The sequence below is a fragment of the Gloeocapsopsis sp. IPPAS B-1203 genome (assembly GCF_002749975.1).
GTDB lineage: Bacteria > Cyanobacteriota > Cyanobacteriia > Cyanobacteriales > Chroococcidiopsidaceae > Gloeocapsopsis.
The window spans coordinates 16,525-42,893 of sequence record NZ_PEIG01000004.1 but is presented as its reverse complement, the minus strand read 5'-3'; the positions used below and the strand labels follow the sequence as shown (position 1 = coordinate 42,893).

The 26,369-nt window shown below is 43.2% G+C and carries 20 protein-coding genes; 3 read left to right on the top strand and 17 right to left on the bottom strand.

What is annotated here, in order from left to right:
* Positions 1–9 precede the first annotated feature (9 nt).
* The 10 genes from CSQ79_RS08370 to ligA form a co-directional block, all read right to left on the bottom strand.
* Positions 10–1,023 (bottom strand): phosphotransferase, encoded by a 1,014-nt coding sequence (locus CSQ79_RS08370; protein ID WP_099700742.1) that lies wholly within the window; start codon positions 1,021–1,023, stop codon positions 10–12.
* Between the two features lie 10 nt (positions 1,024–1,033).
* Positions 1,034–2,314: an aminoglycoside phosphotransferase family protein gene (locus tag CSQ79_RS08365; protein WP_289500896.1), complete on the bottom strand. Its 1,281-nt coding sequence runs from the start codon at positions 2,312–2,314 to the stop codon at positions 1,034–1,036.
* Complete coding sequence (locus CSQ79_RS08360) at positions 2,301–4,145, bottom strand: ABC transporter ATP-binding protein (protein WP_099700740.1); 1,845 nt, start codon at positions 4,143–4,145, stop codon at positions 2,301–2,303. The genes CSQ79_RS08365 and CSQ79_RS08360 overlap by 14 nt, the downstream gene beginning before the upstream one ends.
* Before the next feature lie 3 nt (positions 4,146–4,148).
* The gene (locus CSQ79_RS08355) at positions 4,149–5,318 is read right to left on the bottom strand and encodes a glycosyltransferase family 4 protein (RefSeq protein WP_099700739.1); all 1,170 of its coding nucleotides are present in this window, start codon (positions 5,316–5,318) and stop codon (positions 4,149–4,151) included.
* Positions 5,318–6,547 (bottom strand): glycosyltransferase, encoded by a 1,230-nt coding sequence (locus tag CSQ79_RS08350; protein ID WP_099700738.1) that lies wholly within the window; start codon positions 6,545–6,547, stop codon positions 5,318–5,320. Before CSQ79_RS08350 ends, CSQ79_RS08355 begins: the two co-directional genes overlap by 1 nt.
* An 18-nt stretch (positions 6,548–6,565) precedes the next feature.
* The gene (locus CSQ79_RS08345) at positions 6,566–7,933 is read right to left on the bottom strand and encodes a glycosyltransferase family protein (protein ID WP_099700737.1); all 1,368 of its coding nucleotides are present in this window, start codon (positions 7,931–7,933) and stop codon (positions 6,566–6,568) included.
* Between the two features lie 212 nt (positions 7,934–8,145).
* The gene (locus CSQ79_RS08340; RefSeq protein WP_099700736.1) at positions 8,146–8,811 is read right to left on the bottom strand and encodes a response regulator transcription factor; all 666 of its coding nucleotides are present in this window, start codon (positions 8,809–8,811) and stop codon (positions 8,146–8,148) included.
* Positions 8,783–10,240 carry a sensor histidine kinase gene (locus CSQ79_RS08335; protein ID WP_289500893.1) on the bottom strand — a complete coding sequence of 486 codons (1,458 nt, stop codon included), beginning with the start codon at positions 10,238–10,240 and terminating at the stop codon, positions 8,783–8,785. Before CSQ79_RS08335 ends, CSQ79_RS08340 begins: the two co-directional genes overlap by 29 nt.
* A gap of 140 nt (positions 10,241–10,380) precedes the next feature.
* On the bottom strand, positions 10,381–11,847 hold the full coding sequence (locus CSQ79_RS08330) for a polysaccharide deacetylase family protein (protein WP_099700735.1): 1,467 nt from the start codon (positions 11,845–11,847) through the stop codon (positions 10,381–10,383).
* Positions 11,848–11,888: 41 nt separating this feature from the next.
* Complete coding sequence (gene ligA / locus CSQ79_RS08325) at positions 11,889–13,937, bottom strand: NAD-dependent DNA ligase LigA (RefSeq protein WP_502693920.1); 2,049 nt, start codon at positions 13,935–13,937, stop codon at positions 11,889–11,891.
* Positions 13,938–14,049: 112 nt separating this feature from the next.
* Between ligA and CSQ79_RS08320 the strand changes: the two genes are divergently transcribed.
* Positions 14,050–14,346 carry a hypothetical protein gene (locus tag CSQ79_RS08320; RefSeq protein WP_099700734.1) on the top strand — a complete coding sequence of 99 codons (297 nt, stop codon included), beginning with the start codon at positions 14,050–14,052 and terminating at the stop codon, positions 14,344–14,346.
* A gap of 7 nt (positions 14,347–14,353) precedes the next feature.
* Here CSQ79_RS08320 and CSQ79_RS08315 read toward each other — a convergent pair whose 3' ends face one another.
* Both CSQ79_RS08315 and CSQ79_RS08310 read right to left on the bottom strand, forming a co-directional pair.
* Entirely contained in the window at positions 14,354–16,078 is a 1,725-nt protein-coding gene (locus CSQ79_RS08315; protein ID WP_099700733.1) for a sensor histidine kinase, read from the bottom strand.
* Positions 16,079–16,259: 181 nt separating this feature from the next.
* Positions 16,260–16,487, bottom strand: a complete 228-nt coding sequence (locus CSQ79_RS08310) for a hypothetical protein (RefSeq protein WP_099700732.1) — start codon at positions 16,485–16,487, stop codon at positions 16,260–16,262.
* A 374-nt stretch (positions 16,488–16,861) separates the two neighbouring features.
* On the opposite strand from CSQ79_RS08310, the gene lepA reads away from it, so the two are divergent.
* A complete protein-coding gene (gene lepA / locus CSQ79_RS08305) occupies positions 16,862–18,673 on the top strand; it encodes a translation elongation factor 4 (protein ID WP_099700731.1) in 1,812 nt (603 codons plus the stop codon).
* A gap of 74 nt (positions 18,674–18,747) precedes the next feature.
* Here the strand turns inward: lepA and CSQ79_RS27560 are convergent, their stop codons facing one another.
* Positions 18,748–18,870 (bottom strand): hypothetical protein, encoded by a 123-nt coding sequence (locus CSQ79_RS27560; RefSeq protein ID WP_289500886.1) that lies wholly within the window; start codon positions 18,868–18,870, stop codon positions 18,748–18,750.
* Here CSQ79_RS27560 and CSQ79_RS08300 point away from each other — a divergent pair.
* The gene (locus CSQ79_RS08300; RefSeq protein ID WP_099700730.1) at positions 18,869–19,549 is read left to right on the top strand and encodes a Uma2 family endonuclease; all 681 of its coding nucleotides are present in this window, start codon (positions 18,869–18,871) and stop codon (positions 19,547–19,549) included. The two genes, CSQ79_RS27560 and CSQ79_RS08300, sit on opposite strands and share 2 nt — an antisense overlap.
* A 113-nt stretch (positions 19,550–19,662) precedes the next feature.
* Here the strand turns inward: CSQ79_RS08300 and CSQ79_RS08295 are convergent, their stop codons facing one another.
* The 4 genes from CSQ79_RS08295 to CSQ79_RS08280 all read right to left on the bottom strand — a co-directional run bounded on the left by CSQ79_RS08295 (position 19,663) and on the right by CSQ79_RS08280 (position 26,336).
* Positions 19,663–21,492 carry an ATP-binding cassette domain-containing protein gene (locus CSQ79_RS08295; RefSeq protein WP_099700729.1) on the bottom strand — a complete coding sequence of 610 codons (1,830 nt, stop codon included), beginning with the start codon at positions 21,490–21,492 and terminating at the stop codon, positions 19,663–19,665.
* A 209-nt stretch (positions 21,493–21,701) separates the two neighbouring features.
* Positions 21,702–22,718 (bottom strand): ferredoxin family protein, encoded by a 1,017-nt coding sequence (locus tag CSQ79_RS08290; RefSeq protein ID WP_099700728.1) that lies wholly within the window; start codon positions 22,716–22,718, stop codon positions 21,702–21,704.
* Positions 22,715–23,683 (bottom strand): ABC transporter substrate-binding protein, encoded by a 969-nt coding sequence (locus CSQ79_RS08285; RefSeq protein WP_289500883.1) that lies wholly within the window; start codon positions 23,681–23,683, stop codon positions 22,715–22,717. The genes CSQ79_RS08290 and CSQ79_RS08285 overlap by 4 nt, the downstream gene beginning before the upstream one ends.
* 61 nt (positions 23,684–23,744) lie before the next feature.
* Positions 23,745–26,336 (bottom strand): TonB-dependent siderophore receptor, encoded by a 2,592-nt coding sequence (locus tag CSQ79_RS08280; protein WP_099700726.1) that lies wholly within the window; start codon positions 26,334–26,336, stop codon positions 23,745–23,747.
* Positions 26,337–26,369 lie beyond the last annotated feature (33 nt).

Here is a 26,369-nt window from a genome sequence, read left to right as displayed (position 1 = left end):
AATCCGTTCTCACACATAATGAGAGGCTACAGACCTTTGTTCGCAAAGTTCTAAGAGTGTCTCTGTAAATTTTTGCCGTTCAGGAAATAGCGTACTAATGTAAATATGTCGCGCTAACGTCAGGGTTTTATACGCCTGGATGGCGACATGAGTTGCAGTACTAGATAGACGAGTAAATTCAGCGATCGCCGCTTCTTCTCGATCTATTAAAGCATCTGCATTGCCTAAAGTACGCAAGCTTTGTTCTGTTACGTGGGCAATAAAGTTACCAATATCCAAACTAGGATCGCCAAGACAATAAAGATCCAAATCAAGTAAGTAAATGCGATCGCCTGCAACTAAAACTTGATCGGGGTAAAAATCGCGATGAATTCCACTATTTTCTAACTCTGGCGTCGTAGTACCGAGGCGATCGCAAGCTATAAGTAACCTCTCGATACGTTGTGACAAATGTGGATATGATTGCACTACCTTCAATAGGCGATCGCCCAAGATTCGTAATTCATCTGCCATTGTATGGCTACGCCGAGGGACAATATTTGCTTGATGTAGCTTGTGCGCGGCTTGGGCAATGTGCTGTGATAAGGCAATACCGTCAGGTTGTAGTAGTAAATTCGTAGCAACTGTACCGGCAACTTTACGCTGTAGCCACATTTGAAATTCAGGAATTACCCCGATAGGTTCAGGAACCGAAATGCGATCGCCACTCTCAGCATCAAAACCATTGTGCCAAAGTAATTGCAGCAGACGATAGGTACAACGATCAAGTCCCTTCGCACGAACTTTGCCAATTAACGTGATCGCTGACTGATTTTCGACAACATCGTATTCAATTAAACACCGACGTCCTGGTTTATAGCGAATGACGCGAATCGCTTGCAGTTCTATTGGATGCGTGTTTTGCCACAGTGAAAGCCGATCAAACTGTTGTTGAACAACTTCAGGATGCAATGCTTGTGTTAAAAATGGCATTTTTGCATCACGGACAACATCAAAGGGATCGATAACTGAAATGGTGCTCATACACCTCCTTTTATGCTGATTGAGGTGTGCTTAATGGCTGTAAAATTGTCTCAACCTGCTGTAAAATCATCACAGTTTTTTCATGCCAATTTGGTTCGCGATAGCGAAATGGTTCACACGCCAGACGAAATAAAGCGATCGCTGTGTATAACTCGACGCGGTTAAGTAGGAATGGTGCTTGATAGCTTTGTAACAATGCTGCCTTAATACGTTCTAAGCGGTATGATGACAAGTCACCGCGTAATTTGTCATGTTCTAATCGGGCAACAAATGAGCCTAAATCGGCTGCTGGATCGCTACGTACTGCCCGATCAAAGTCGAGAATAGTGACATTTTCTCCTAACAGCACTTGTTCAGCGTTGAAGTCGCCATGAATTGGGTATGTTAGTTGAGGTAGTGATAGTAGTTGTTCTGCAAATTGCTGTGCTAAATTCTGAGCCAAATCAGCAACTGGGGGATAAATAAAGCTGAGATCCGCAGCAAGTAATAATAAACTTTGTGCTTCGGCGTTACGGCTAAGAATGTTTAAGTTGGCGGGATTTTGGGCATGAATTTCGGCTAACGCTGCACCAGTCAGCGTAATCGTATCATAGTTAAATTGTGGCTGGGCGATCGCCTTGTTCAACGGTAATTGCGGTATCCATTCAAATGCTAATAGGCGATCGCGATCTGAATAACCTAAAGTTGGTGCGATATTTAAAACTGTACCTGAATGAAATGCTTGGGCGTTTGTTTTAGCTTGCAGATAATCTTCTTTTGTGTATGCTTTTAGCACTGCCTGAATGTTAGTATCACTACGCAGTTGCCCTACATATCGCCTTTCTGGTTTGTATCGCAAATTCAACAGTTGTGTTTCGCACAAATCATTTGCAGATATTTTGTCTAGCAGATGCTTGCGAGTTTGCCGATCGACAAGCTGCGGCAGTTGTTTGAGATTTTTATCATTGGGGAAAAAACACACTGCAATTCCGTAAGCTGCTAAAATCAACCGACCAATACCTAACGATCCTGGTACGCTGGTTCGATTTCTAAACTTTTGCAATTTATTCCGGCTATTTGCACCAAAGGCTTTAGCATAAATCGGCACTTTGGTTCCTGCGACATTCAATTCATAAGCAACTAAACAGTTAGTTCCGCGCTTGTACCGTACATAAGTGCTATGAACTGATTGAATGTTAATTTCAGGTAGTTCTGCTTGTAGTACAGATGCAAAAGCATCAACATCGAGTAATACTGCTAATCCTGGTAATTCAGCATCGCGATGAATTAAGCTGCTATCAGCGGGTAACATGAGTTGCCTCCTGACGATTGTTGAGATCTCGTTGTGCGGCTTGTAAGTTGTATAATTCGGCATAGCGACCGTTTGCTTGCATCAGTTCTTGATGCGTACCGCGTTCTAAAATGCGTCCGTTTTCGACATAAAGAATCAAATCAGCACGCGCTGCTAGATAAAGATCGTGAGCGATCGTGAAAGTCGTTTTACCCCAAGCCAGTCTTTCTAAAGCTTCGACAACAACTTGCTCATTTTCTTGATCTAAACCTGTTGTCGGTTCATCCAAAATCAGAATTGGTGCTTGACGCACAGCGGCGCGGGCGATCGCAATTCGTTGTCGCTGTCCTCCCGAAAGCGTAACCCCGCGTTCTCCTACTAGAGTATCGTAGCCTTGCGGCAGATTCTGAATGAAATCATGCGCATTGGCGATTTTTGCAGCGGTGATAATTTCCTCAGGTGTAGCATCAGGCGAACCATAAGCGATGTTCTCCCAAATACTTCCGGCGAATAACAAACTCTCTTGCAACACCACACTAACTTGCGATCGCAGTGATGTCGCTGTGTATTCGCGAATATCATGTCCATCAATCAGTACGCGACCGCGATCTGGATCGTAAAGCCGCAGGATTAAGCTAGTTAATGTCGATTTGCCACTTCCAGAATGCCCAACTAAAGCAACTTGCTGACCAGGGGCGACACTAAAATCAATATCTTTGAGTGTGGGATGTCCTGGTTCATAGGCAAACGTGATGTTTTCAAACTGAACATAACCCTGGAATGGCGGTGCAGGTTTTGCGCCTGGCAAGTCTTGAACTTCGGGTTTTTGGTCGAGTAAGTCAATAATGCGTTCGCCTGCGGCGGTTCCTTTGGCGAGTCTTCCCGTATATTTGGCAAAGTCTTTGACAGGTTTAAAAGCGTTTTTTAAGTAAGATAAGAAAACCAGCAAGTCACCAGGCGTCAGTGCATTACTCAAAACTAATTGCGCGCCACGGCCTAAAACAATTGCAGTTGAGATCGCAATCAACAAATCGACAGTTCGTTCTAAACTTGCTTCTAACCGCTTGGCTTTCACGCCATCTTTTAAGCTTTTGTGACTTTGACCTGAAAAAGTCTGTGCAAAGGTTTCTTCTAACGACAGCGTTTTGACAATTTTAATGGCGCTGATTGATTCGGCAGCAGTTGCAGCCATTGCGCCTTCTCGTTGACGTTGTTTGCGCGAGACATCGCGAATTCGGCTAGTCAATCGTGCTGTAGCAATGTAGAACAATGGAACAGTCAGAAGTGCCAGCAGCATCAATTCAAGATGCAACCAGAACATCAATGCTACCATTCCCACTAAAATCAGCGCATTACCGAGTAGTGGCAAAAACGCTGTGACAATCACATCTTTAAGTAAGCCAATATCACTAATAACTCGAATCGTTAGTTCGCCACCTTTAGCTTTGGTGTGAAACGACAGTGATAAACTCTGCAAATGGCGATATAAATCATTGCGTACCTCAGTGAGAACGCGGTTTCCCGTCAAGGCAAAACCTACGGTACTACCGTATGCCGCAAGCGATCGCAATCCTGTTACCAACACAAGCCCTAATGCCGACAGCCATAACAATGCCGTTGGCGCCAGGTTATCAATCCAAGCAATCCCTGATGCTTCGCCTGTAGGATCAATCACGCGGTCAAATACGAACTTCAAGGGCCAAGGTTCTAGAAGTCGCAACCCGACTTCAGCAAGAAGTGCCAACAGCGATCCCACGACTAACGCTTGCTGTTTTTGAATATATGGTTGAAAGCGCTGTAAAATCTGCCAAAATCCTGGCACAATTTCTTGTATTTTCTGCGGACGACCCATCGATTAACTGACCTCCACAACCGAAGAACTGACTAAACGAAGTGTCTTTTGCACGACGACATCCCACGTATGATTTTCCAATACAGTCTTTCTTGCCGCCTGACCTAAGCGCGATCGCAGTTCTGGTTGCAGTCGTAGTTGATAAAGGAGTGCAGCTAACTGTAATACATCACCTGGCGCACACAAAAGTCCATTGACGCGATTTTGCAGCAAGTGCGAGATTTGCCCAATATCACTGGCAACAATGGGCAGTCCTGCTGCCATATATTCATAAACTTTCAACGGCGAAAAGTAAAAGTGCGACTGGTGGACATAAGGTGCAACGGCAACATCCATTGAGGCAAGTAATCCTGGAATTTGTGCGGCGGTAACAGCGCCTGTCAGTTGGACTGCTTGAGTTAAACGGCGAGTTGCTAAGTTTTGTAGTACTTCGTCTTTTGTTGGTCCATCTCCAACAATCAACAGCCGAGTTGTATTATCAGCACAATGCAGAATCTCAAATGCTGCGATCAACGTCTCTAAACCATGCCACGGCTTCATTGTTCCGACAAAACCTACTGTAAAGACATCATGAGGTGTAGGCAATGATGGATTGAGATTAACTGCAAAGCGGTCAGGATTTACACCATTGGGGATAACATGAATTCGTCCTTGTGCCACAGGGTAACTTGCCAAATAATCTGCTACTCCTTGCGAGACTGCAACCAAAGCGGTGGCTGCGCCAAAAACTCGTTGTGCGACTTCATAGGCGGCTTCATGGTTAACTAGTCCCCGATGCTGGGCGTGTTCTTCAATTAATGGCGCATTGACTTCTAATATTCCTGGAATTTTTGCGGTATTGGCGTACTCCATTGCTGTGAAACTCCACAACGAGTAACGTTCGTAAACTAAGTCAAAATCACCGCTATTTTCTAAGGCTAAACGTAGGTCAAGGTTTATTGAGAGTGCTGCTGTTTCGCGTTGCGCGCGATCGCCTTTGGGTAACTTGGGTAATTGATGAACGGTAACTGTTGCTAAATCTTGTGGTGGTTCTCCACCTAAGCGCGTTGTAAATAACTCGACTTGATGTCCTTGTTTAAGTAATGCTCGCATCACTTCTTGAACGTGAATTGAGCAACCTTTGCAACCGAATACAGGAACTCCTGGATCAACACAAATACAGGCAATTCGCATTATCTTACCTCCTGTACTGCTGCGACGGGTGCTGCCCGAAAAATTGTGCGTAAATGTGCAGCATTGCAGTGAATATCAAAATTTGCCTCGATTAATTGCCGTGCTTGGGTGGCTAGTTGTACGCGTAATTGAGCGTCAGTGAGTAACTTTTCTAGTGCCTTCGAGAGTGCGATCGCATCATGTTGCGGTACCATCAATCCTGTTTCTTGATGCCGCAGTATTTCGGGAATCCCTGTAACGTCTGTGGAAACACAAGGCGTACCTAAAGCCATCGCTTCAAGTAATACAGTTGGTATACCGTCACGGTTACTGTCTGTACCAACAACACAAGGCGCAGCTAACACCGCAGCCGATTGCACAATGTCGATGATTTCACTCTGCGGACGAGGACCGATTAATTCTACATAAGATTGCAGATTTAAGGCTTCAATTTGTGCGGATAAGTTGTCTCTTAAATCTCCTGCACCAACGATATGACACTCAAACTCATAACCACGACTACGCAGAAGATCGCAGGCTTCAATTAAATAGGTAAATCCTTTTTTCTCAATCAATCTCCCAATGGCAATAATCCGCAGTGGGCGATTTTGAGGCGATGCATAGGTAAATTGATTTAAATCTAAACCGTTGTATATCCGTTGAACTTTTGCTGCTGCTTGTCCGTAGGTTTCGTTTAAATAGTTGAGATTATAATCGCTGATTGTGACAACCGCTGCCGCATCGCTGAGCTTGCGTTCCACATCATCTGGTTGTACGCTCTCATGAAAGATATCTTTGGCGTGTGCTGTGAATGTATAAGGAATTTCCGCAAAATGACTAGCAAGTCGCGCTACTGTTGTTGCTGAAGTGCCAAAATGTGCGTGTAGATGTGCAATTCCTCTAGTCCGCACTTCACAAGCAAGCATAATCGCCTGATGTACGTCATGAACATCTTCGCCCCGCGCGATCGCAAGTTTGCTCCATAAATCTGGTAAAACGGCGCTTGCTTGTTCTAACACTGCCCATAAAGTACTGCCCCGCAGATCGTGCGATAACAAATACTTTACAGGTGCTCTTACTTCAGATATAATGTTTTGAAAATATGCATCTACCGGAGGGCGTAAAGCAAAAATTTCGATTGCTAGTCCGGCAGCTTCATGCGCTAAGATTTCTGAGACGACAAAAGTTTCAGAATAACGAGGATACCGCTTTAATACGTACCCTACCTTAAAAGTATCATTTAAAGACATATTAAATTGATTCTCCTGTTACGAAGCTCGGCTTTGTGCCTCTGAAGATTGCGTCACTAGCTCACTTAATAAATATGGCAAGCGCTCTAGACCATTGAGATCGACCGATTGTTTTGGCTGCGGTTGCTGATGTTGTGCCAGCCATGCGGCGATCGCTTGAGGATTGACATCGTTAGGATGAAGTAAGTCGGTCAAACCTAGCTCGTAAAGGCGCTGTGCTCGAATCAGTTGTTCAGTTCGCGGCTTCACTCGCGGGACGATGAGCGATCGCTTACCAAAAGATAACAACTCACAAGTTGTGTTATATCCACCCATCGCAACGACACAATCTGCATAATGTAGTAGTTGAGTTGGTTCAGCGACATCTAATACTCGCAGTCGCGGACACATTTGTGCTTTCTGATGTAGTTGTTGCCGTACTTGTTGCGGCATAAAAGGTCCCGTGACAATGATGCCATTTGTGTTGGGAGGTAATATGGCATTGACAAAGGCTTCGGCAAGATAAGCTCCATCTTGCCCACCTCCTACCAAACAGAGTGCCAAACGACCAGGTGGTAATTCTAGACTTGCCAGTAATTCATCAGTCCGAGATTGATTAAACTGAAGGCGTTGACGTTGGTCAAAATAACCTGTATAGCGAACTTTTTCAGCAACTTCAGGAGAAAAGTTGTACTCCTGTACAGGATCGTAAACAGTTGGATCTCCGTAAACCCACACTGCATCATAATATTTACAAATAGCTTCTTCGTTGGCAGCACGCTGCCATTCACGGCTTACTATTGCTGGTGCATCAAGAACATCACGCAATCCTAGCACGCAGTGTGTCTGTTCCCTACTTTTGAGATACTCTAGGGCGGAATTTAGTTCACCAACTGCACCTCGTGGGACATTATCTACAATAAAGACATCCGGCTTAAATGCTGCGAGTGCCGCCCGAATCGTTTGAGAGCGCAATGCAATGATGTCTTGTAATGGCAATTCTATCCGTCGTGACTGATACTTGCCATCTACCTGCTTGCGCAGGGCTGGAAGTGATAAATAATCGATTCCTGGGGGAATATCAAAGGTACTAGCTTCTCCCATTCCAGTAATCAACAAAATTGACGCTTGCAATGACGATTTTGCGAGAGTTTGGGCAATAAGCAAGTTACGGCGCTTGTGACCAAGACCCATTGTGTCATGCGAATAAAGCGCAATGTGTAGCTTTCGTGTATTCGTGCTATTGTCCTGCTGATTGTCGTAATTTTGGCGTTGCAGCGGTATCAACCGACAACCTTCCTTGATAGTAGCTACGGTGTTGGTGTTTATCGTAATTCCTTTGTTGATGGAACCGATAGTATAGTTATCCCACTGTCGCTTCCGGTTATTCTTAGGTGACATTCTCATAACTGTTCCTCCCCCACATGAGAGCTTGAAGCGTTTATGTCAAATGCATCTACCAACCTGAAACCAAGTCAGGGAAGATGTTTTGTGAGACTTATCCTGAGTCGAGTCATCAACTTTAAAAAAAGATTATTTGCTGTTTAAGATCACATTAAGAATAACTTTCATGTATCTAATTTTGCATGAAATATTGATGAGAAAAGATGAGAAAGCTCTCATTCTCGTAAACGATACCCAATTCCTCTAACGGTTTCAATCAATTTATTACCGAGCTTTTTACGGAGATAGCCGATATAAACATCAACAATATTTGAATTAGGCTCGTAGTCATAGCCCCAAACATGATTGAGTAAATCTTCGCGACTGATAACTTCTCCTGGATGACGCATCAGCATCTCTAGCAACGTAAACTCTCGGATGGGCAACTCAACGAGGCGCTTGGCAACTTGTACCTGACGTTTGCGCAAGTCAAGCACAATATTGCCAACTTGCAGTAGCATTTCCTCTTTTTGTGGCGAGTGAGTTTTACGCAACTGCACCCTAACCCGCGCGATCAGTTCTTCGAGACGAAACGGCTTTGTGATATAGTCATCGGCACCAGCTTCAAGTCCGGCGACTTTATCTTGGACATCATCAAAAGCTGTCAAAATTATAATAGGTAGCTGTTCGCCGCGATCGCGAATTTCTTCTAGCACTTGTAAGCCATGTTTTCCAGGAAGCACTAGATCGAGTAGCATGACATCAAAATCTTGGCTGCGAGCTAGATACGCTGCTCCGTTACCATCTTCCACAATAGTGGTTGCAAATCCGTTAGCTTCTAAACCTTTTTTAAGAAAGGCAGAAATTCGCGGTTCATCTTCGGCGATGAGAATACGGTTCATTTGATACGACTTCTTGGGGCGGTTCGAGTGGGATAACAACGGTAAAGGTGGAACCAACACCTGGGTAACTGTGTAGTTTTACGTAACCTCCATGTGCTTTGGCGATCGCCTCTACAATAGATAATCCTAACCCAGCACCCTCAGAACACCTTCTACCATAAGAAGCACGGGCGAACCGCTTAAAAATACGTTCTTGATCGGCAAAATTAATACCAACTCCTGTATCGCGAACCCAGAAATGAACGCGATCGTCAACTAGCGATGCTCCAATTTCAATTAAATCGTTCTTCGTAGTATGTTCGACAGCATTTCTGATTAAATTCATCATAACTTGAGTCAGCCGATGACGATCTGCAACAATGCGGAGCGAGGTTTTTGCTTCTAAATGCCAATTTCGTTTAGCTAACGCAATTGCTTTTGCATAAACTTCTTCTACAAATTTTTGAACATCTACTAACTCTACATTCAAAAAATCAAGTCTTTCTGCTCTTGCAAGTAAGAGTAAGTCCCCAACAAACCGACTCATGCGGTTTAGTTCATCACTGACTAATGCTAGTGTTTCGTGCTGTTCTTGCGGGCGATCGCTTAAGAGTTCTAAATTTCCTTGAATAATTGTTAAAGGAGTCTGTAACTCATGACTAGCATCGTTAATAAAATCCCTTTGGCTAGTAAAAGAAGCCTCAAGCCGATCGAGCATTTCATTAAAAGTCATCGTTAATTCAGCAATTTCATCTGCTCCTTTAACTGGAATTCGTCTACTTAAATTTTGATCGAAATCAGTAATTGAGCGAGCAGTTTCAGTTAGTATTTTTAATGGAGCTAAAATTTTTCCGGTAATCATCCACGCCAAAAACAAAGCAATAAAAAGTACAATAATAATCACTATTGCTGCTACAAAAACAGCTTGATTGACCTCTTTTTGCTCATTTGTAATCAAGTTAGCTACAACAAATACACCTTGCTGTTTTCCTCCATTAGTGACGATTGGTTGAGCTAGATAAACAAAAGTGCCTGAAGAAGTAACTAATCTATTTTGCTGAGGACGATTTAGATTTAAAAAATAACGATTTGACTCTAATTCTTCGTACAAAACATCTGGAATAGTAACAGGACTTGTCTGATAAATCTCTCTGTCTACGATAGCAATCAAGTATTCATTATTGTCTGGAACATTACGAGATAAAAAAACTCGCAAAATCGCTGCTACATCATCACCAAAAAGATCTCCTGTAACTGGGTTTCTTCCGTCAACTAATCGATTAACTTCTTCCACCTCTTGTAAAAGCGAGGCTTCAATTCGTTGTTCTAATAAAGTATAAAGAATGTGGCGAATGCTTAATACAGAAACAATGACAGAGAATATCATTAAGACGGCTAGCCAAGCTAAAATGCGTGTTTTCGCACTTACTAAAAATTGACGCCAATTCATATCTATCTGTAAATACTTATAAACGATTTCAACTACAAGTAATTAGCAATGTAAGTGAATAATAATAAACACAAATAAAAGACTCATTAAGAACTTTGAGTCTCATAATCTTAAAGTCAATACTCATTTAAAATTTCATCTTAAAATTTGGCATTGATTACTAATATTCCTTGGTTGTAAATTGTTCGAGCATAATCTGTCCAAACTCCTTGTCCCCAGTAGCGGAAACAGCTTGTTTGCAAAAGTAAGTTATGTAATAAAGCTTGACGATATTGTGGCTGTTTTGTATCTACATCTGTGCTATCAACTTTTTCATGAAATAAAGCACTCAATTGATTCATTGGACTCAAAACATTTTCGTATCCTGCTACCCAACTGATATGATTTGTCCAAGAAGCTCCATCGATGTGAAAGTTTGGGTTAGCCTGCTTAATTTCCTCAATAGCATCAGTTACGCTATCAGGATTTAAGCTATCTTGCACCCTTTGCCAAATTTGATGTTGACCTGCAGCTTGACACGTTGGATAATTTTCAGGCTGACAACCAGCAGCCGCAAGTAGTTCTAAATATTCTGTACCAGTTAATCCAACAACGCTACTTTCTTGCTCGTACCATACTTTCTTAAACGCTGGGGGAAATTCATTCATCATCACGCCACCATTCTCCCCATCTGCAATTTGCGTCACCAGGGGGGGGATAGAAACTGAACCTAGATTTTGCCGAGATAATGTTTTTGCTTCGTAGTAAGGTTGCATTTGCCCGACTAACTTAGTATCAGAGCCTTGTGTTTTAATTAATGCAGTAATACTTAGAGTTTCCCCAGCAGAATTACGCGCAATTAAGCGATGTGGAAGATGTTTAAATTGCAGTGGTTCTCCAGTTAATGTTTCTACAGTATGCTCTTGTACAATTAGCCAACGATATCCGCATTCAAGAAGCGCTTTGACAAATTGATACAATGTATCAGGGTGATTAGGCAAGTGCATTTCTGGAGGTGAAAAACCTTTCACTCGTGCTAAAGCTTCCCAACCAAAAATTGCAGCAAAATGATGTTGCCAAGCTTGAATATGCAACTTAATATCAGGAATTGGAGTTGAGGGAACAACGCTATGACTCCACATTGTTCCTAACCATTCGACATAGGGTTGATAAGCGCGATCGCACGTAATGCGTTTGAGATTCTCCAAAATATCGCCGCGCCCCATTTGTTGCAATCCCCACAACAAATTGCCAGAATAATCTAACATGACACGCGGATTGTGCCCTTGACTGACTAATTCAGGGATAAAATCAGCGATGCGGCTATAACAGTAGCTAAAAGGACCTGCATTATGATTATCACCTTCTTGAGGATGTTCAAACATATATTGCAGGTTACTAATTAATGTACCATCCACACCAGCAGGAATTGTTGGTTGATGCATATGCAGTGCGATCGCAAAAGCTGCTTGGACTTCCTCTAGTCGAATGTTCGTTGTTGGTAAAAAAATCGGTTCTTGATGCTGTACTACTGCTGCAACTTCATTTTCCCAGCCAGAAATATTTGGTAATCCATCAATTGTTTCTGCTAGTAATGGTAGTTGAGTAGACTTTGTTGAGGAAATCATGCTTATATTTGCCTGCTAAAAATTACAGAAAATGGCTTGATTCAAGACAGTAATTCCAAAAATTCTGCCTCAGATAAACAAGTAATATTTAATTGTTGTGCTTTCTCTAACTTAGAACCTGCGGCTTCTCCAACAACCACATAATCAGTTTTTTTGCTCACAGACTCTGTTACTTTACCACCAGCATTTTGAATTAATGCTTTAGCTTCATCACGCTTTAAATTTGGCAGTGTACCAGTGACAACAAATGTTTTACCACTCACTGAAGTCTTAACTTCCGTCACTGGTATTGTATCTTTTTGTGCTAATTGTAACTCTGCAGCTTGCAGTCTTTCAATTAAAGCTTGATTGGCTGGAATACGGAACCACTGATGCACTGATTGGGCAATTTCTGCACCAATGCCATATACTGCGGCAATATCTTCTGGGGTAGCAGTGGCTAACTTGTCTACTGTGGGAAAGTGTTGAGTTAAAGTCTGCGCATTCACACTACCAACATGACGAATGCCTAATCCATATAATACCCTTGACCAAGGTTGTGTTTTAGATTGAGCGATCGCTTGCACTAATTTCTCCGCAGATTTCTTCCCCATCCGTTCTAGTGCTTGTAGCTGTGTCGCGCTTAAATCGTACAAATCTGCAACTGAATGCACTAACTCTCGATTAACTAATTGTTGCACCAACTTTTCGCCCATACCGGTAATATCCATCGCATCGCGACTTACCCAATGTTCAATTGCTCCTTTCAAAATAGCAGGGCACGAAGCATTCACACAGCGCGTTACAGCTTCACCTTCAGGACGAATGACAGGTTGACTGCATACTGGACAATGCGTTGGCATTTGGAAAGGTTCGGCATCAGCAGGACGCAGTTCAGTTAATACTCGCACAACTTCAGGAATAATTTCTCCAGCTTTGCGGACAATCACTGTATCACCAACGCGAATATCAAGTTGCGTGACGCGATCGCTATTATGTAATGTTGCTCGTGAGACTGTAGTTCCTGCTAACTCTACAGGGCGCATCTCAGCTAACGGTGTTAACGCCCCTGTTCTTCCGACATTGACGGCGATATTTTCGACACGGGTAGGTGCTTCTTGGGCAGGATATTTGAGGGCGATCGCCCAACGCGGAAACTTTTGAGTAAAACCTAATTGTTCTTGTAAGGCAAACAAGTTAATTTTGACAACGACACCATCTGTGAGATAAGACAAGTTCAATCGCTCAGTATCCCAGTACTCATAATACGCTGCAACTTCCTCTAATGTAGGGCACAGTTTTCGATTGGGATTGACGCGAAAACCCATATTCTGCAGCAGTTCTAGTGCATCCCATTGTGTCCGTGCAATACTAGCGTCATCCATCCCTGGAATATGCAGTGTATAAGCAAAAAAATCAAGCCGCCGTTGTGCTACGATTCGCGAATCGAGTTGACGTAAAGTACCTGCTGCTGCATTACGAGGATTAGCAAATAGCTGTTCTCCTGCATCGCGTCGTTCTTGGTTAATTCGTTGAAATACCTCTAAAGGTAAAAAAGCTTCTCCCCGAACTTCTACACGACTCGGAGGATTTGCTAAATTCAAGCGTAAGGGAATCGAGCGAATAGTTCGTACGTTTTGGGTAATGTCTTCTCCTGTAACGCCATCACCGCGTGTTGCACCGCGTACCAGAACACCGTTTTCATAGGTTAAAGCTAAAGCAGAACCATCAATTTTCAGTTCGCAGACGTATTCTGCTGATTCTACCTCCTTGAGTGCATGACGTTTCCAGCGTTCTTGCCAAGTCTTTAATTCATTAATGTTGAACGCATTTTCAAGACTGTAGAGGGGTACATTATGACGTACTGAAGAAAATTGCGTTGCTGGTTTTTCGCCGACTCGCTGTGTTGGGCTATCAGATGTAATTAATTCAGGGTACTGCGTTTCTAGCTGTTGTAATTCGCGGTAGAGTTGATCGTAGACTGCATCCTCCATCATAGGATCGTCCAACACATAATAGGCATAGCTTGCTTTTTGTACGAGCTGCCGTAATTCCTCAACACGCTGTTTAACTTCCGGTGCGATCGCTTCCACTAATCTCTCCATACTCATCTAAGGTTCCCAGCACAAAATAACTTAACAATAGTTTTTTTTGTGAAACATCAAGTATCCTGCTATGTATTGATACCAAAATTAAAGTTGTTCAAGCGTTCGAGTGCGAACTATGAAGGTCTGGCTAGCTTGTTTTTTCCTACTATTTGCCCTTGCTGAATTGTTCCAATGGGCAAAACAATTTTCTTTTCCTTTACCCATTTATATTTTAGGCGGAGCATTTTTGGCGATCGCTTCTAACTACGATAAACTTGGCGGATTGCGCTGGCTAACACGCGATCAATCATTAATGAATCCTGTAAATCAACCTTTTATCAGTGATTCAACTGCACAACCTTTGAATTCGATACTTGCTGCTCATAATTCTAAACAACCAATGCATTTGTCTCGTTCTCAAGATAGTCAGTAGTTTGCCACTACGCCTCAAAAGATTCTGCTGGCGTCGATACCATGACTGGTTCTTGATACAGCGGTACAGTGAATGTCACTGTAGAACCGAGTCCTTCACCCATACTGTAAAAGTTGACTGTCCCTCCCATTGCTTCTACTAGCTTCTGAGAAATCGTTAGTCCCAAACCAGTACCACCATACTGTCTTGTGCGCGAACCATCGACTTGGCTAAAAGATTGGAAGAGTTTGTCTTGCTTGTCTAGTGAAACACCAATTCCTGTATCAGCAACGCGGACTTTCACTATTCCTGGAAATTCCTGATTTTGAAAAGTAAACTTTTTGCGGACAATATCAGCACTAATTGTAATTCCGCCTTCGTGGGTAAATTTCAGTGCGTTGCTAACTAAGTTGAGTAGCACTTGCTTCAATCGTTGATAATTACCGTGCAAGATAATTTCATCTGAGGTGTCGGGCTGATAAATATGGAAGCTCAAGTTTTTCTGTTCAGCTTGCGCTCTGGTAAAATCTTCTACAGCAACAAAGAGTTCATCAAGCTTGACAGGTCCTAATTCTAGCTCCATTTTACCTGCTTCAATTTTGGCAATATCCAAGATATCGTTGATGATATCGAGTAAATGAATTGCCGAACGATATGCCTCTTGGATAAATTCTTGCTGCTCTTGAGGATCGTCTGCCATCCCCTCTAGAATTAGCTTTAAAAAGCCGATCATGCCGTTGAGAGGCGTGCGGATCTCGTGAGAGGTATTAGCCAGAAACTCGCTTTTAAGGCGGGAAGCTTCTTCGGCTTGCTGTCTTGCTTGTTCGAGTTCTTTGTAGAGAGTAGCATGAGCGATCGCTGTGCCGATTTGATCTGCTAATTCTCCGACAAGTTCTATTTCAGTGACGTTCCACTGTCGCGGACAATCTTGCTCGTGCTGATTGTTGTACAGTAAGCTAATTAAGCTATTCGGTTGATCTTGATAACAGGTAGCAACAATTAATTGTGTCTGTTGAGTGCGGGTAAACTGATTCGTCTTCTCAATAACGATGGGTTGTAAGGTTGTCAGTGCTTGCCGAAAACTTGGTTCTTGCGCGGTCAGAACCTCTAATCCCAACATTGAAGGAGTTGGTTCAGAAACGTATTCTGCAACTGCACGTAAGTAGCCTTGTTCTGGTAGATAAGAATAAATAGTGCATTGAGTTGCTCCCAGGGCTTTGCCTAAGCTATCAACTGCTTGCTGCCAAATAATATCTAAATCTAGCGTCCGACGAATATTGCGGGCAATTTGTGTCAACAGTTTTTTGAATTCAGAAGATGTCGTCATGGAGGAATTCGCAGTTTCTACCTGTTGTAATGTTTCCCGCGATCGCCCCATGACTAAAACTGTTTTCGCCTGAGTATTAGCTGCAAATACAGGAGCAATGATAACATCTAAATAAAATAGCTTCTGTCCACAACGAAACAACCAATGGCATTGCTCAGGAACTTGACTTTGTAAGACCTGCTGAAGTTTAGCTTGATAAGTCTTTTGCTCTACCGGAGTAAAAAATTCTTCAAGAGTTTCTGCTGTTTGTTGGGCGAATTCCTTTTCTGCTTGTTGCCAATAAAAAGACAAATAACGACCCTCGACATCTTGTATAAAAGCTAACTCTGCACCTAGTGCTGATAGCGAAGTCGAAAAGCTCCTGTCGAGCGATCCTAGATTGTTGGACACAGATGACGGTTGAGAATAATTGGTGTTAACACTCATTACAGGCGCTAAGTATACAAGTGGCAAGCAATATCGCTATGTCAATAATTGTTTTGAGTTTGGCACAGATTTGAGGAAATTAGGGCAGTTTGACGCTTAACAAAAAAAATGTTTGGCAAAAGTCGTTAATCCGCTCTTGCCATGCTGGGCTGATTCAGTTTCACTCGTTTGTTGTGAAGCTTTAATCGTTCCATTCACCTCGAGGTGGCACGGGGGTACGTCTGAAAGTCCGGCTGAGTTCATCATCACGTTGGGTTTCGCCCCGTAGCCATTGTCGAATTGCCACCTCAATTACCTTACTAGGATCGTTTGTTAAGTGCTGAATTTGCTTAACTAATTCTGGGTCTAAATGGATGGCAATTTCTACTTTGTCGGTTAAGCTTTCTGATTCGATAGCATTTTCATTCATAAGCATTGATCAAAAGTTGAAAACAAAGAACTTTACTGGCGATGGCGTTGATTAGTTCGATCACATGTCAGAGTCAAAAGAAGATCCACCCGCTAATGTCCATTGTACGCCCCTCAATGAAGAATACTCAAAAGCAAACATACAGATTCATACTTCAGGCTGATAAGTCAGCAAGAGGACACGGGGACACGGGGACTAAGAGAGTTATGAATGTTGAGTGTTGAGTTATGAGTTATTTTCTTCAATTCAAAACTCAACACTCTATTACCCACACTCCACTTCAGTCCAAAAGCAGCGTCGTATCTCAAAAAAGTTTAGAATGCGTTAAAGATTCCTATTTCTTAACAATATCACTTGCCGCTAAATCAAAAAATATGACTGACGTCCCCGCAGAGCGCATTCGTAATTTCTCTATTATTGCTCACATCGACCACGGGAAATCTACCCTTGCCGATCGCTTACTGCAAACCACTGGTACAGTAGAAGTCCGGCAAATGAAAGAGCAGTTTCTCGACAACATGGACTTAGAACGGGAGCGCGGCATTACAATTAAGTTGCAAGCGGCTCGAATGAACTATAAAGCTCACGATGGTCAAAATTATGTCTTAAATCTAATTGACACTCCAGGACACGTTGACTTTTCTTATGAAGTATCTCGGAGTTTAGCCGCGTGTGAAGGTGCGTTGCTTGTAGTAGATGCTTCTCAAGGGGTAGAGGCGCAAACTTTAGCCAATGTTTACCTAGCACTAGAGCATAATCTAGAAATTATCCCTGTTTTAAATAAAATAGACTTACCAGGAGCCGAACCCAACCGTGTTGCTGGGGAAATTGAAGAAATTATTGGGCTTGATTGTAGTGGGGCAATTTTGGCTTCTGCAAAAGAAGGCATTGGTATTGAGGACATTTTAGAGGCAATTGTCCAGCGCGTGCCACCACCAAGAGATACTGTTAAAGATCCTTTACGCGCGTTGATTTTTGATAGCTACTACGACAGTTACCGAGGTGTAATTGTTTATTTCCGCGTGATGGATGGTACGGTCAAAAAAGGCGATCGCATTCGCTTAATGGCATCACGAAAAGAATACGAAATTGACGAATTAGGCGTTCTTTCTCCAACTCAAAAGCAAGTTGACGAACTTCATGCAGGGGAAGTAGGCTATCTTGCCGCAGCAATTAAAGCAGTCGCAGATGCACGGGTAGGCGACACAATTACCTTAGCACCGCAACCAGCGGCAGAACCATTACCAGGTTACACCGAAGCCAAGCCAATGGTGTTCTGTGGGATGTTTCCCATCGATGCCGATCAGTTTGAAGATTTGCGCGATGCGTTAGATAAGCTGAAACTCAACGACGCAGCTTTAAATTTTGAACCGGAAACTTCTAGTGCAATGGGTTTTGGCTTCCGTTGCGGCTTTTTGGGATTACTGCACATGGAAATTGTGCAAGAACGCTTAGAGCGCGAGTATAATCTCGATCTGATTATTACCGCCCCTTCTGTTGTTTACCGCGTCACAACTGTCAAGGGCGAGGTGCAGTATATTGATAACCCTAGTACGTTACCTGCACCCAACGAACGCGAAAAAATTGAAGAACCGTATGTCCAAGTGGACATGATTACACCAGAAACCTATGTCGGGACTTTGATGGAATTGTGTCAAAATCGGCGCGGTATCTTTAAGGATATGAAGTACTTGACACAAGGGCGCACGACATTAACGTACGAGTTACCACTTGCAGAAGTTGTTACCGACTTTTTCGATCAGATGAAGTCGCGATCGCGCGGTTATGCCAGCATGGAGTATCAACTGATCGGCTACCGCGAAAACCCATTAGTCAAACTCGATATCATGATTAACAGCGATCCTGTAGATTCGCTCGCCATGATTGTGCATCGCGATAAAGCCTACAATGTAGGACGAGCAATGGCAGAAAAACTCAAAGAACTGATTCCTCGCCATCAATTTAAAGTTCCGATTCAGGCGGCGATCGGTAGTAAAGTAATTGCCAGCGAACATATCCCAGCTTTGCGTAAAGACGTTTTAGCGAAGTGCTATGGTGGTGACATCAGCCGTAAGAAAAAGCTCCTACAAAAGCAAGCTAAAGGTAAAAAGCGCATGAAAGCTGTCGGCACTGTAGATGTACCACAAGAGGCATTTATGGCAGTGCTACGGTTGGATCAAGCTTAGCGGAGGGTAAAGCGATCGCCCTTAGTGTCTGGGGCGGATTTCGTCTGTGCATCATTTCACCCAAATACGTAGTGTCATCGGTTCTTGGATTTCTCAAAGACAAAAATACGATTGCGATTGCTCGACAGTCCACTACCGCGATGCCGTAGTTCCCGTGCTAGATTGAATCTGTTGCCCTGCTGGAGAACAGCCATCATGACAAGCGCAACCTCGCTAAATACTGATATTGACTACCCCGATTCTGATGGGAAGCCAATGGCTGAAAGCGACTACCAATGTCCCTATGTGGCGTATGGCACTGAAATTTTGAACATCTTCTTTGCCGATCAGCCCCAGGTTTACGTCTCCGGCAATCTGCTAATTTTCTACAAAGAGGGCAACCCCAAAGCATGCGTTTCTCCAGATGTATTTGTTGTCCTGAATCGTCCCAAAGGCAAACGCTCATCCTATAAAGTTTGGCAAGAAAACAACCAATATCCCGACTTTATTTTGGAAATTACGTCTCGCTCTACGGTGAGTGAAGATCAGGGCATTAAGCGAGGACTCTACGCCTTCTGGGGTGTGTCTGAATACTTTCAATATGACCCCAGTGCCGACTATCTAGAGCCACCTCTCCAGGGCTACCAACTCATTGATGGGAATTATTTCCTGCTACCTGCAACAACCTTACCCAATCACGGCTTATCAATTACCAGTAAGGTTTTGGGTTTAGAACTCCATTTAGAACAAGGGGAACTTCGTTTTTACAATCCTGTGACGGGTGAAAAACTCCTGAGTCACGCAGAAGCAGAAGCCGCTCGACAAGCCGCACAAAATAAAGCAGAACGGTTAACCGCCAAGTTGCGAGAGCTGGGAATTGATCCCGACTCGGTATAACCCATACCCGCGCTAGCAGCTTGGGCACCATAGTTGCTATGCCGCCGAAATCCTATATTCAGCTGTAGTAATCTAGCATGGTTAGAACTAGAGCAACCTACCTCTATCCCCACTTATTCAGGACTGCCAACGTAAGACTTAATCTCATCAAAGCTTCCCTCGGCGGTGACTTTACCTTCAGCAAGGACAATAACACGATCAGCACGGCGGAGGACAGCATGACGGTGGGAAACGGCAAGACAAGTGGGTTGCCACTGCGATGTAGATGTAGATTCTGCTATTGTATCTTGAGTACTTGCAGCAAAGAGACGCGACCAGACAAGTTGTTCAGTTTCTATATCAAGCGCACTGGAAAGATCGTCAAAGACAAGTAATTCTGGTTGATGAACAAACATCCGTGCTGCTGCTGCACGTTGTAACTGTCCTCCAGAAAGACGCATTCCTTTGGTTCCAATGACAGTTTCTACCCCTTCAGGCATGGTAGCAAGATCGCGATCAAAAGCTGCTAGAGCGATCGCTTGTTCGATGTTTCCTTGTTGCCATCCCAGCGTGATATTTTCTTTGAGAGTACCACTAAATAATTGCGGAACTTGCGGGGTATAAGCACTTCGAGGGGGTACAAAAAAATTAGCAGGGTCTGTAACGAGCTTTCCATTCCAATAAATTTTGCCGCCTTGTTTGGGTAATAACCCAAGTAGTACGCGTAGCAGTGTCGTTTTGCCAGCACCAATGCGACCTGTAATTACAGTAATACTACCGCGTTGTATTGTTAAATTAATATCAACAACTCCCCGATTTGTACCAGGGTAGAAGTATGTTAAATTAACTGCCTGCAACTCATTAAGATAACTCTGCTCATCGCGGGATGGTTGCATGACTAACGGTAACTGAGGTTTTTGTCCCCAGAGATCGTCTAAATACAATGCTTGAGGTGCAACGAGATGAGTTGCAGTAACGACACCATCTTGTTGTACCAATGAACCCATGCGCTCAAAAGATACTTTAGTTTGTTTGGATAGTGCCAGAAAACTTCCTAAAGAACTGATAAACTCAGTGACAAATGACAGATAGTAAACAAACAGCGCGAAGTCTCCAACACTGATTTCTATGGCACTCCTTGATAGCGCACTCACTAGCAAGATTAACCCTATGCCGAGGCTGACAAGATTCTGTAAAATTGAATTCAGGATCGCAGTAAACACTTGATCCTGCACCATTAAGCGCTGCCGTTGTTGATTGAGTTGCCGAAACCGCGCTAGAACAGGTTGTTCAGCACCTGCAACTTGAATTGCTTGCACTGAACTGAAGATTTCACCAATTAATCCTGTCACGTTTTGCGTTGCTTGGCGACTGGCACGGCGATAGCGTTTAATACGGGTTTCAGCGCGTTGAATAACAATGGCGATCGCGACTAATGGCAAAAACACAAACAAAGTTAACCACACATTGACGCTTAAAAGAATCACCAATGCGATCAGTGCGAAAACTCCTTCGCCTAAAATTTCATTAGTCCCAACGACGTTATCTTCAACTTGGGCAGCATCTTCGCGGAAATAACTCAATACTTCTCCAGGAGATACTGTAGCAACCTCGTAATTGGTACTTAAAGGTTGTGCGCCAGGACGTTGCAGCAACTGTGCTAAAAGATTGTGGCGTAGCAGAGAACTCATCGTAAACCGATGCTGAGTTTTGGTAACGCGACCTGTAAAAATTGCGAGAATTCTTGCTAACCCAGTTGCTAACAATAATGCAACAAGTGTTTGAGGAGATGCGTTGAGTTGTGAGTCATTAGTGAGAGTATTAAAGAACTCGCGGACAAGTAGACCTGGAATTGCAGGTAATCCCATGATAAACAGCCACAGTATCGTGTCTGCTGAATAAAGTCTTGGCGTATAAAGAATCATCCGCCAGAGAAGTTGCCAAATAGAAACAGAGTTTTTCATTCAGATAAGGGAAAGGCGATCGCCATACTTCTTTATGTTTGTGTTAGTGACAGGTCATTTTTGTGGCATTAGCGGACTGATACTTTTTACAGCTATAAAATGATATATTTTCTGCGCAAGCATTTACCTTGCCCAGTCAGTAATTTGGCAGTTAATTAGTCTAAAGTTGGGAAGAAGCCCCTAAGTCAGGAAAACAGTTTTGATTCTCGTCAACTCAGAATTTGTGACTTAACGACTTTATCTAAGCGGCTAACATGATACTGCTTCACTTCCCACAGCGGTTGGTCTTTTCCTGAAGTCCACATCGTTTTAACCGTGCCTTTCGCTTCAATTCGGGCTTCGTACGCACCAGAATGACCATTAACTGAGGTAAAATCGATACGAACCTCTGCCCAATCAGGATAATCTTCGTCTGAAGGGTCGATCGCTAGTGTTTGTCCACTTTTGCGATCATTAACCCAATCCCAGCCTTCTTGCATCCAGATCTCGCGTTCAGCAATTTGTTCAGCCCAACTTATTCCAGCCCAGCCAACGTAGAAAGGATAAAGTTTAGCAACTGAACCATTACGCTGTACCAATAGCGGTAAGATTTCAGGTTTCAGATGTCCCCAGTAGCGTCCTTCTGGAAAGTCAACGAGCAGAGGCGCAAAGTTGTGTGGACCAAGATGACTGCATCGCCAGACTCGAAATCTACTCTCAGCATTAGCGGCATATTCAGAGCGCAACTGGCGATAAAGTGGGTAGCCAAATCGACCGCAGGCAAGATCGTAGCTGCCATGCGTACAGAGCATCATGTCTCGAATATGGTTGGTTTGTTGTCGATAAGCATCAAACTGAGATAGCTCACTGAGTTGTTTCAAAAGAGCGATCGCCAATGACATTATCTTCTCATGAGGAATGAGAAATTCCTGTTTCTCAAATCTGGCAAATTGCCCTGTGGGGCGTTGGTAGTGCAATACACGAGTTAAATTGGAATTTGAATGATGGTAATCAGGAGCGATCGCCATGACTCTGATATTTACTTGCTCTTGTTCTAAATCTTCCGCCATTGCATAGATTGCACCAAGCTGGGGATGTTCATAGACAAAATTTCTCGCCCAGGGTTCTGCCATTTCCACAAAGAGGAAATGATTGTAGTTGCCAGCTGAACCGATCAAAGCTTCACCATTAGCTTGAGAAACTTCAGAGCAGATTTGGCATTCTTTAATAATGTCAATTTGAGTCATGATTGTGTTGTAATGAGATGCTTAAATAAGTCATCAAGAACAAAGTTTGCCGTAATTGGTCCAGCACCTTGAAAATAATCACCTACTTCATATACTTTGTTTTGCTGGACAACTTGTAATTGCATCCAGAGTGGATCAGTTTTTAATTTTTCAAGTTGAGATTGTGCTTTGTACTGCTCTTTACCAACTTCACCCCAACTTCTTAAGAACAGTGCATCACTTTCGAGTTCATAAAGCCGTTCTTTGCTTAATGTCCAGGTTCTCCAGGTATATTGGGTCAAAGCCGGAGGCAAGGATAATCCTGCTTCTTGAATGACACTCATTGCAAAAGAGTCTTTTGTGCTAAGAACGAACGCATCTGCACGTACCTCAATGGCAGATATCGTAAATGGCAACTGATTGCTCATTTCAGCTTTAAACCTCTTGATTCGCGCATCATAGGTGTCCATTACTTGCTGTGCTTTGTCAGTCTTACCCAATGCCTCAGCAAATAACCTTAACGTACTCTTCCAGTCGTCTGCCCCATCCAGAACCGTCGGAGCAATTTTTGACAACTGGGGATAAACTTGTTCAATTCTTGATTTATGCCCCAAAATTAAATCAGGTTTCAGTTTTAAGAGCCGTTCTAGATTCGGTCCTTGCGGATTGCTGATATCTTCAATTCCTTGCCATTGTTCAGATGGTAACTTTTCCTTTACATAGGTGAGAACATTGGGCGTTCCGGCGATCGGTTTGACTCCCAGCGCCAATACAGGGTCTAATTCTGTACCACCCCAAACGACAACTCGCTGAGGATTGAGGGGAACACAAGTGTCACCCATCGCGTGTGCAATAATACGGCAGTTATTAGAAACTGCTTCTAATTCCCGATACGAAGAAATACCGCAAGCAGAAATAGTCAGAATGGCAAAGTTTAACAAAACGAAAAATTTCAGGACACGTTGATAACGCTGTTGAATTGCCATACGACCCTTACCTCGATTATGTAAGCGCAAAATGTCCAACCAGATAATGAATTTTTGCATCTTAAAATCGAACTGAAACTGTTCCTAATATCGTGAACGGTGCACCTGGAATCACAGATGTTCGACTGAAAGAGCTTTCAAAATAATCTACATCAAACAGGTTCTTGACATTTAACGCTACTTCCCAGTTCGGTCGTCGATAAAAAATAGTAGCATCTGTTCGCATATAGCTAGGTAACTCAAAGCTGTTATCGAGATCTCCTTGTCGATTGCCCATCAAAAATATACCGCTGCCGAAGCCTAATCCTGCCAGCGCACCTTGTTGAAATTCATAGGTTAACCACAAACTACCACTATGTAGGGGGATATTATAAGGACGATTACCTTCAATTCCGCTATTATCGCGTGTAATTTCTGCATCTGTGTAGGCATAGCTAGCAATGATGTTGAACCCTGGTAGAACTTCGCCAATGACATCTAGTTCAATGCCTTGACTACGCTCTTCACCAATTTGAATACTGAATCCAGGACGGTTAGGATCGTCAGTGACCACATTTTGCTTTGTTAGATGGTAAGCAGTAAGAGTCGCAATTAAGCGATTTTGGATGAATTCTGTTCTTATCCCTGCTTCAAATTGTTCGCCACGGGTCGGTTCAAAAGTACTGCCATCTGCATTTCTAAAATCTGCGGACGAAGGAGCAAATGAACGGCTATAGCTTGTGAATAAAGACACTGGTTCAGCCACTCGATAGACTACTCCAACTTGAGGACTAAAAGCCGTGTCCTGCTGTTTATAGTCTTCTCCTGTTAAAAAGTTGTTAACAGTTTGATCGACCACATCGAGTCGTCCGCCTAGGAGAATTTTCCATTGATTTCCAATAGAAATCAAATCTTGAGCATAGAAACCAAAAATGTTTTGAAAAGTTTGACCATCTCCTGTTTGGATGAAGTCTAGCGGCGGGCTGTCCGCATCATTTGAATTAAAGATATCAATCGGCGGAACATCCGCGTTAAAAAGCTCGCCAGCAGTAGTGACTCGACGAAATTCTGTGCCAATCACTAGATTGTGAGCGAGCGATCCTGTTGCAAAACGACCTGTGACATCAGTTTGAAACACATAGTTCTCATCATGTCCTACTGACCTAAATGAACCGCGAGTCACAGTTCGGTTGTCTTCTAATAAATCATTAAGAAACACCTCCTCCTCGTTGGTATCAAGAAACTCATATCGAAACGCATTCCGAATTGACCAATTTTCACTGAAGTCATGTTCCAAGCGATAGCCAATGTTACCGACACTGCGATCGCGATTGTCTAATCCAGGATAGTTATCTAAGGGCTGCGATCGCGACACCTCACCGAGAGGATTAGACAAGACTGTCCCTTCTGCGGGTAAACCTGAAAAGAGTAATCCTGAAAACTCGAGATACTGACCTTCTACTGTTAAGTTGGTTGCGCTACCCAACTGAAAACTCACTACAGGTGCAATAAAAAATCTTTCAAGATCGATGTCGTCTACAAAAGTTCCAGAGTTTTGATAGGCAACATTTAAACGATAAAGAATCGTGCGAGCGTCATTTAGGGAATTGGAAAAGTCAATGGTGGGGCGGTAGGAGTTGAAACTGCCTGCCGTAAAATCAAATGCATAATAGGGTTCAGTTAATGGTTGTTTCGTTAAGATATTGATGACTCCACCTGGTGCACCCTGACCATAAAGGACTGAAGAGGGTCCTTTCAAGACTTCGATGCGTTCTATATTGGCAGTTTCTTGTCCAAGGTTATAACCAGTAAATTCATTTCTGATACCGTTCGTAAAGTAATCGCGACCAATCGTAAATCCACGTACCCGAATAAAATCACTGAAGATACTGAGTGGAGTAGAGTCTTGGGCAATACCGCTGACATTGCGAAGTGCATCTCCCACTGTTGTAACTCGCTGGTCTTCAATCACTTGTTGCGGTACGACCTGAACCGATCGAGGAACATCCAAGAGTGGCGTTTCGCTGCGCGTCGCAGTAGTCGCACGATCAACTTGATAGCCTTGTTCTTGCTGTGCTGTCACTACGACCTGAATCGTCTCTTCAGATTCTTCAGCAACTTCTGATCCTGGAACTACACTCAGTACTAATCTTTGCACCTCTTCTCTCACAGTTACGGTTGGAGCAGTATTTGTACCTGTAATAGCGACTCGAATTCGGTTTTCTGGTAAACCTGTAACACTGATTAATGCAATCCCCTCTACTGGATTTGTTTGCTGAAACTCATCACCATCGGGCAGTTCTATCACGGCATTAGAAATTTCTGCAATCAAGGTATTGTCTACAATAGAAGTTGATGGTTCAGACAATTGTCCATCTGCGGTTTCTAAGATAATTTCAACGCCTACATCGGTCATACTCAGCCGAATTCCCGTAATTGGCACAATTATGGTTTGAGCAATTTGATCGCGCCATTCGTCCAATGTTCTTGCAGGTTGTTCAATCTCATTGAGTGCCGGAATCTCCTGGAATGACATTGATTGCTTAATTTCCGCTTGTCTGCCTAATGTTTGCCTGTTCTGGGTTTCCACCGCTTCACTTGCCCAGCTTGGAGAAACGATGAGAATTGAAAAAGCACTCGCGATCCAAATTAGTCGATACTGTTGACTTTGCATTGCTCCACACACCTTGAGGGAGTAGGAATACCT

What these genes read in the sequence shown, in the direction of transcription:
- CSQ79_RS08370 (WP_099700742.1), bottom strand. Translation starts at nt 1,023, where the DNA reads ATGAGCACCATTTCAGTTATCGATCCCTTTGATGTTGTCCGTGATGCA.
- CSQ79_RS08365 (WP_289500896.1), bottom strand. Translation starts at nt 2,314, where the DNA reads ATGTTACCCGCTGATAGCAGCTTAATTCATCGCGATGCTGAATTACCA.
- CSQ79_RS08360 (WP_099700740.1), bottom strand. Translation starts at nt 4,145, where the DNA reads ATGGGTCGTCCGCAGAAAATACAAGAAATTGTGCCAGGATTTTGGCAG.
- CSQ79_RS08355 (WP_099700739.1), bottom strand. Translation starts at nt 5,318, where the DNA reads ATGCGAATTGCCTGTATTTGTGTTGATCCAGGAGTTCCTGTATTCGGT.
- CSQ79_RS08350 (WP_099700738.1), bottom strand. Translation starts at nt 6,547, where the DNA reads ATGTCTTTAAATGATACTTTTAAGGTAGGGTACGTATTAAAGCGGTAT.
- CSQ79_RS08345 (WP_099700737.1), bottom strand. Translation starts at nt 7,933, where the DNA reads ATGAGAATGTCACCTAAGAATAACCGGAAGCGACAGTGGGATAACTAT.
- CSQ79_RS08340 (WP_099700736.1), bottom strand. Translation starts at nt 8,811, where the DNA reads ATGAACCGTATTCTCATCGCCGAAGATGAACCGCGAATTTCTGCCTTT.
- CSQ79_RS08335 (WP_289500893.1), bottom strand. Translation starts at nt 10,240, where the DNA reads ATGAATTGGCGTCAATTTTTAGTAAGTGCGAAAACACGCATTTTAGCT.
- CSQ79_RS08330 (WP_099700735.1), bottom strand. Translation starts at nt 11,847, where the DNA reads ATGATTTCCTCAACAAAGTCTACTCAACTACCATTACTAGCAGAAACA.
- ligA (WP_502693920.1), bottom strand. Translation starts at nt 13,937, where the DNA reads ATGAGTATGGAGAGATTAGTGGAAGCGATCGCACCGGAAGTTAAACAG.
- CSQ79_RS08320 (WP_099700734.1), top strand. Translation starts at nt 14,050, where the DNA reads ATGAAGGTCTGGCTAGCTTGTTTTTTCCTACTATTTGCCCTTGCTGAA.
- CSQ79_RS08315 (WP_099700733.1), bottom strand. Translation starts at nt 16,078, where the DNA reads ATGAGTGTTAACACCAATTATTCTCAACCGTCATCTGTGTCCAACAAT.
- CSQ79_RS08310 (WP_099700732.1), bottom strand. Translation starts at nt 16,487, where the DNA reads ATGAATGAAAATGCTATCGAATCAGAAAGCTTAACCGACAAAGTAGAA.
- lepA (WP_099700731.1), top strand. Translation starts at nt 16,862, where the DNA reads ATGACTGACGTCCCCGCAGAGCGCATTCGTAATTTCTCTATTATTGCT.
- CSQ79_RS08300 (WP_099700730.1), top strand. Translation starts at nt 18,869, where the DNA reads ATGACAAGCGCAACCTCGCTAAATACTGATATTGACTACCCCGATTCT.
- CSQ79_RS27560 (WP_289500886.1), bottom strand. Translation starts at nt 18,870, where the DNA reads ATGATGGCTGTTCTCCAGCAGGGCAACAGATTCAATCTAGCACGGGAA.
- CSQ79_RS08295 (WP_099700729.1), bottom strand. Translation starts at nt 21,492, where the DNA reads ATGAAAAACTCTGTTTCTATTTGGCAACTTCTCTGGCGGATGATTCTT.
- CSQ79_RS08290 (WP_099700728.1), bottom strand. Translation starts at nt 22,718, where the DNA reads ATGACTCAAATTGACATTATTAAAGAATGCCAAATCTGCTCTGAAGTT.
- CSQ79_RS08285 (WP_289500883.1), bottom strand. Translation starts at nt 23,683, where the DNA reads ATGGCAATTCAACAGCGTTATCAACGTGTCCTGAAATTTTTCGTTTTG.
- CSQ79_RS08280 (WP_099700726.1), bottom strand. Translation starts at nt 26,336, where the DNA reads ATGCAAAGTCAACAGTATCGACTAATTTGGATCGCGAGTGCTTTTTCA.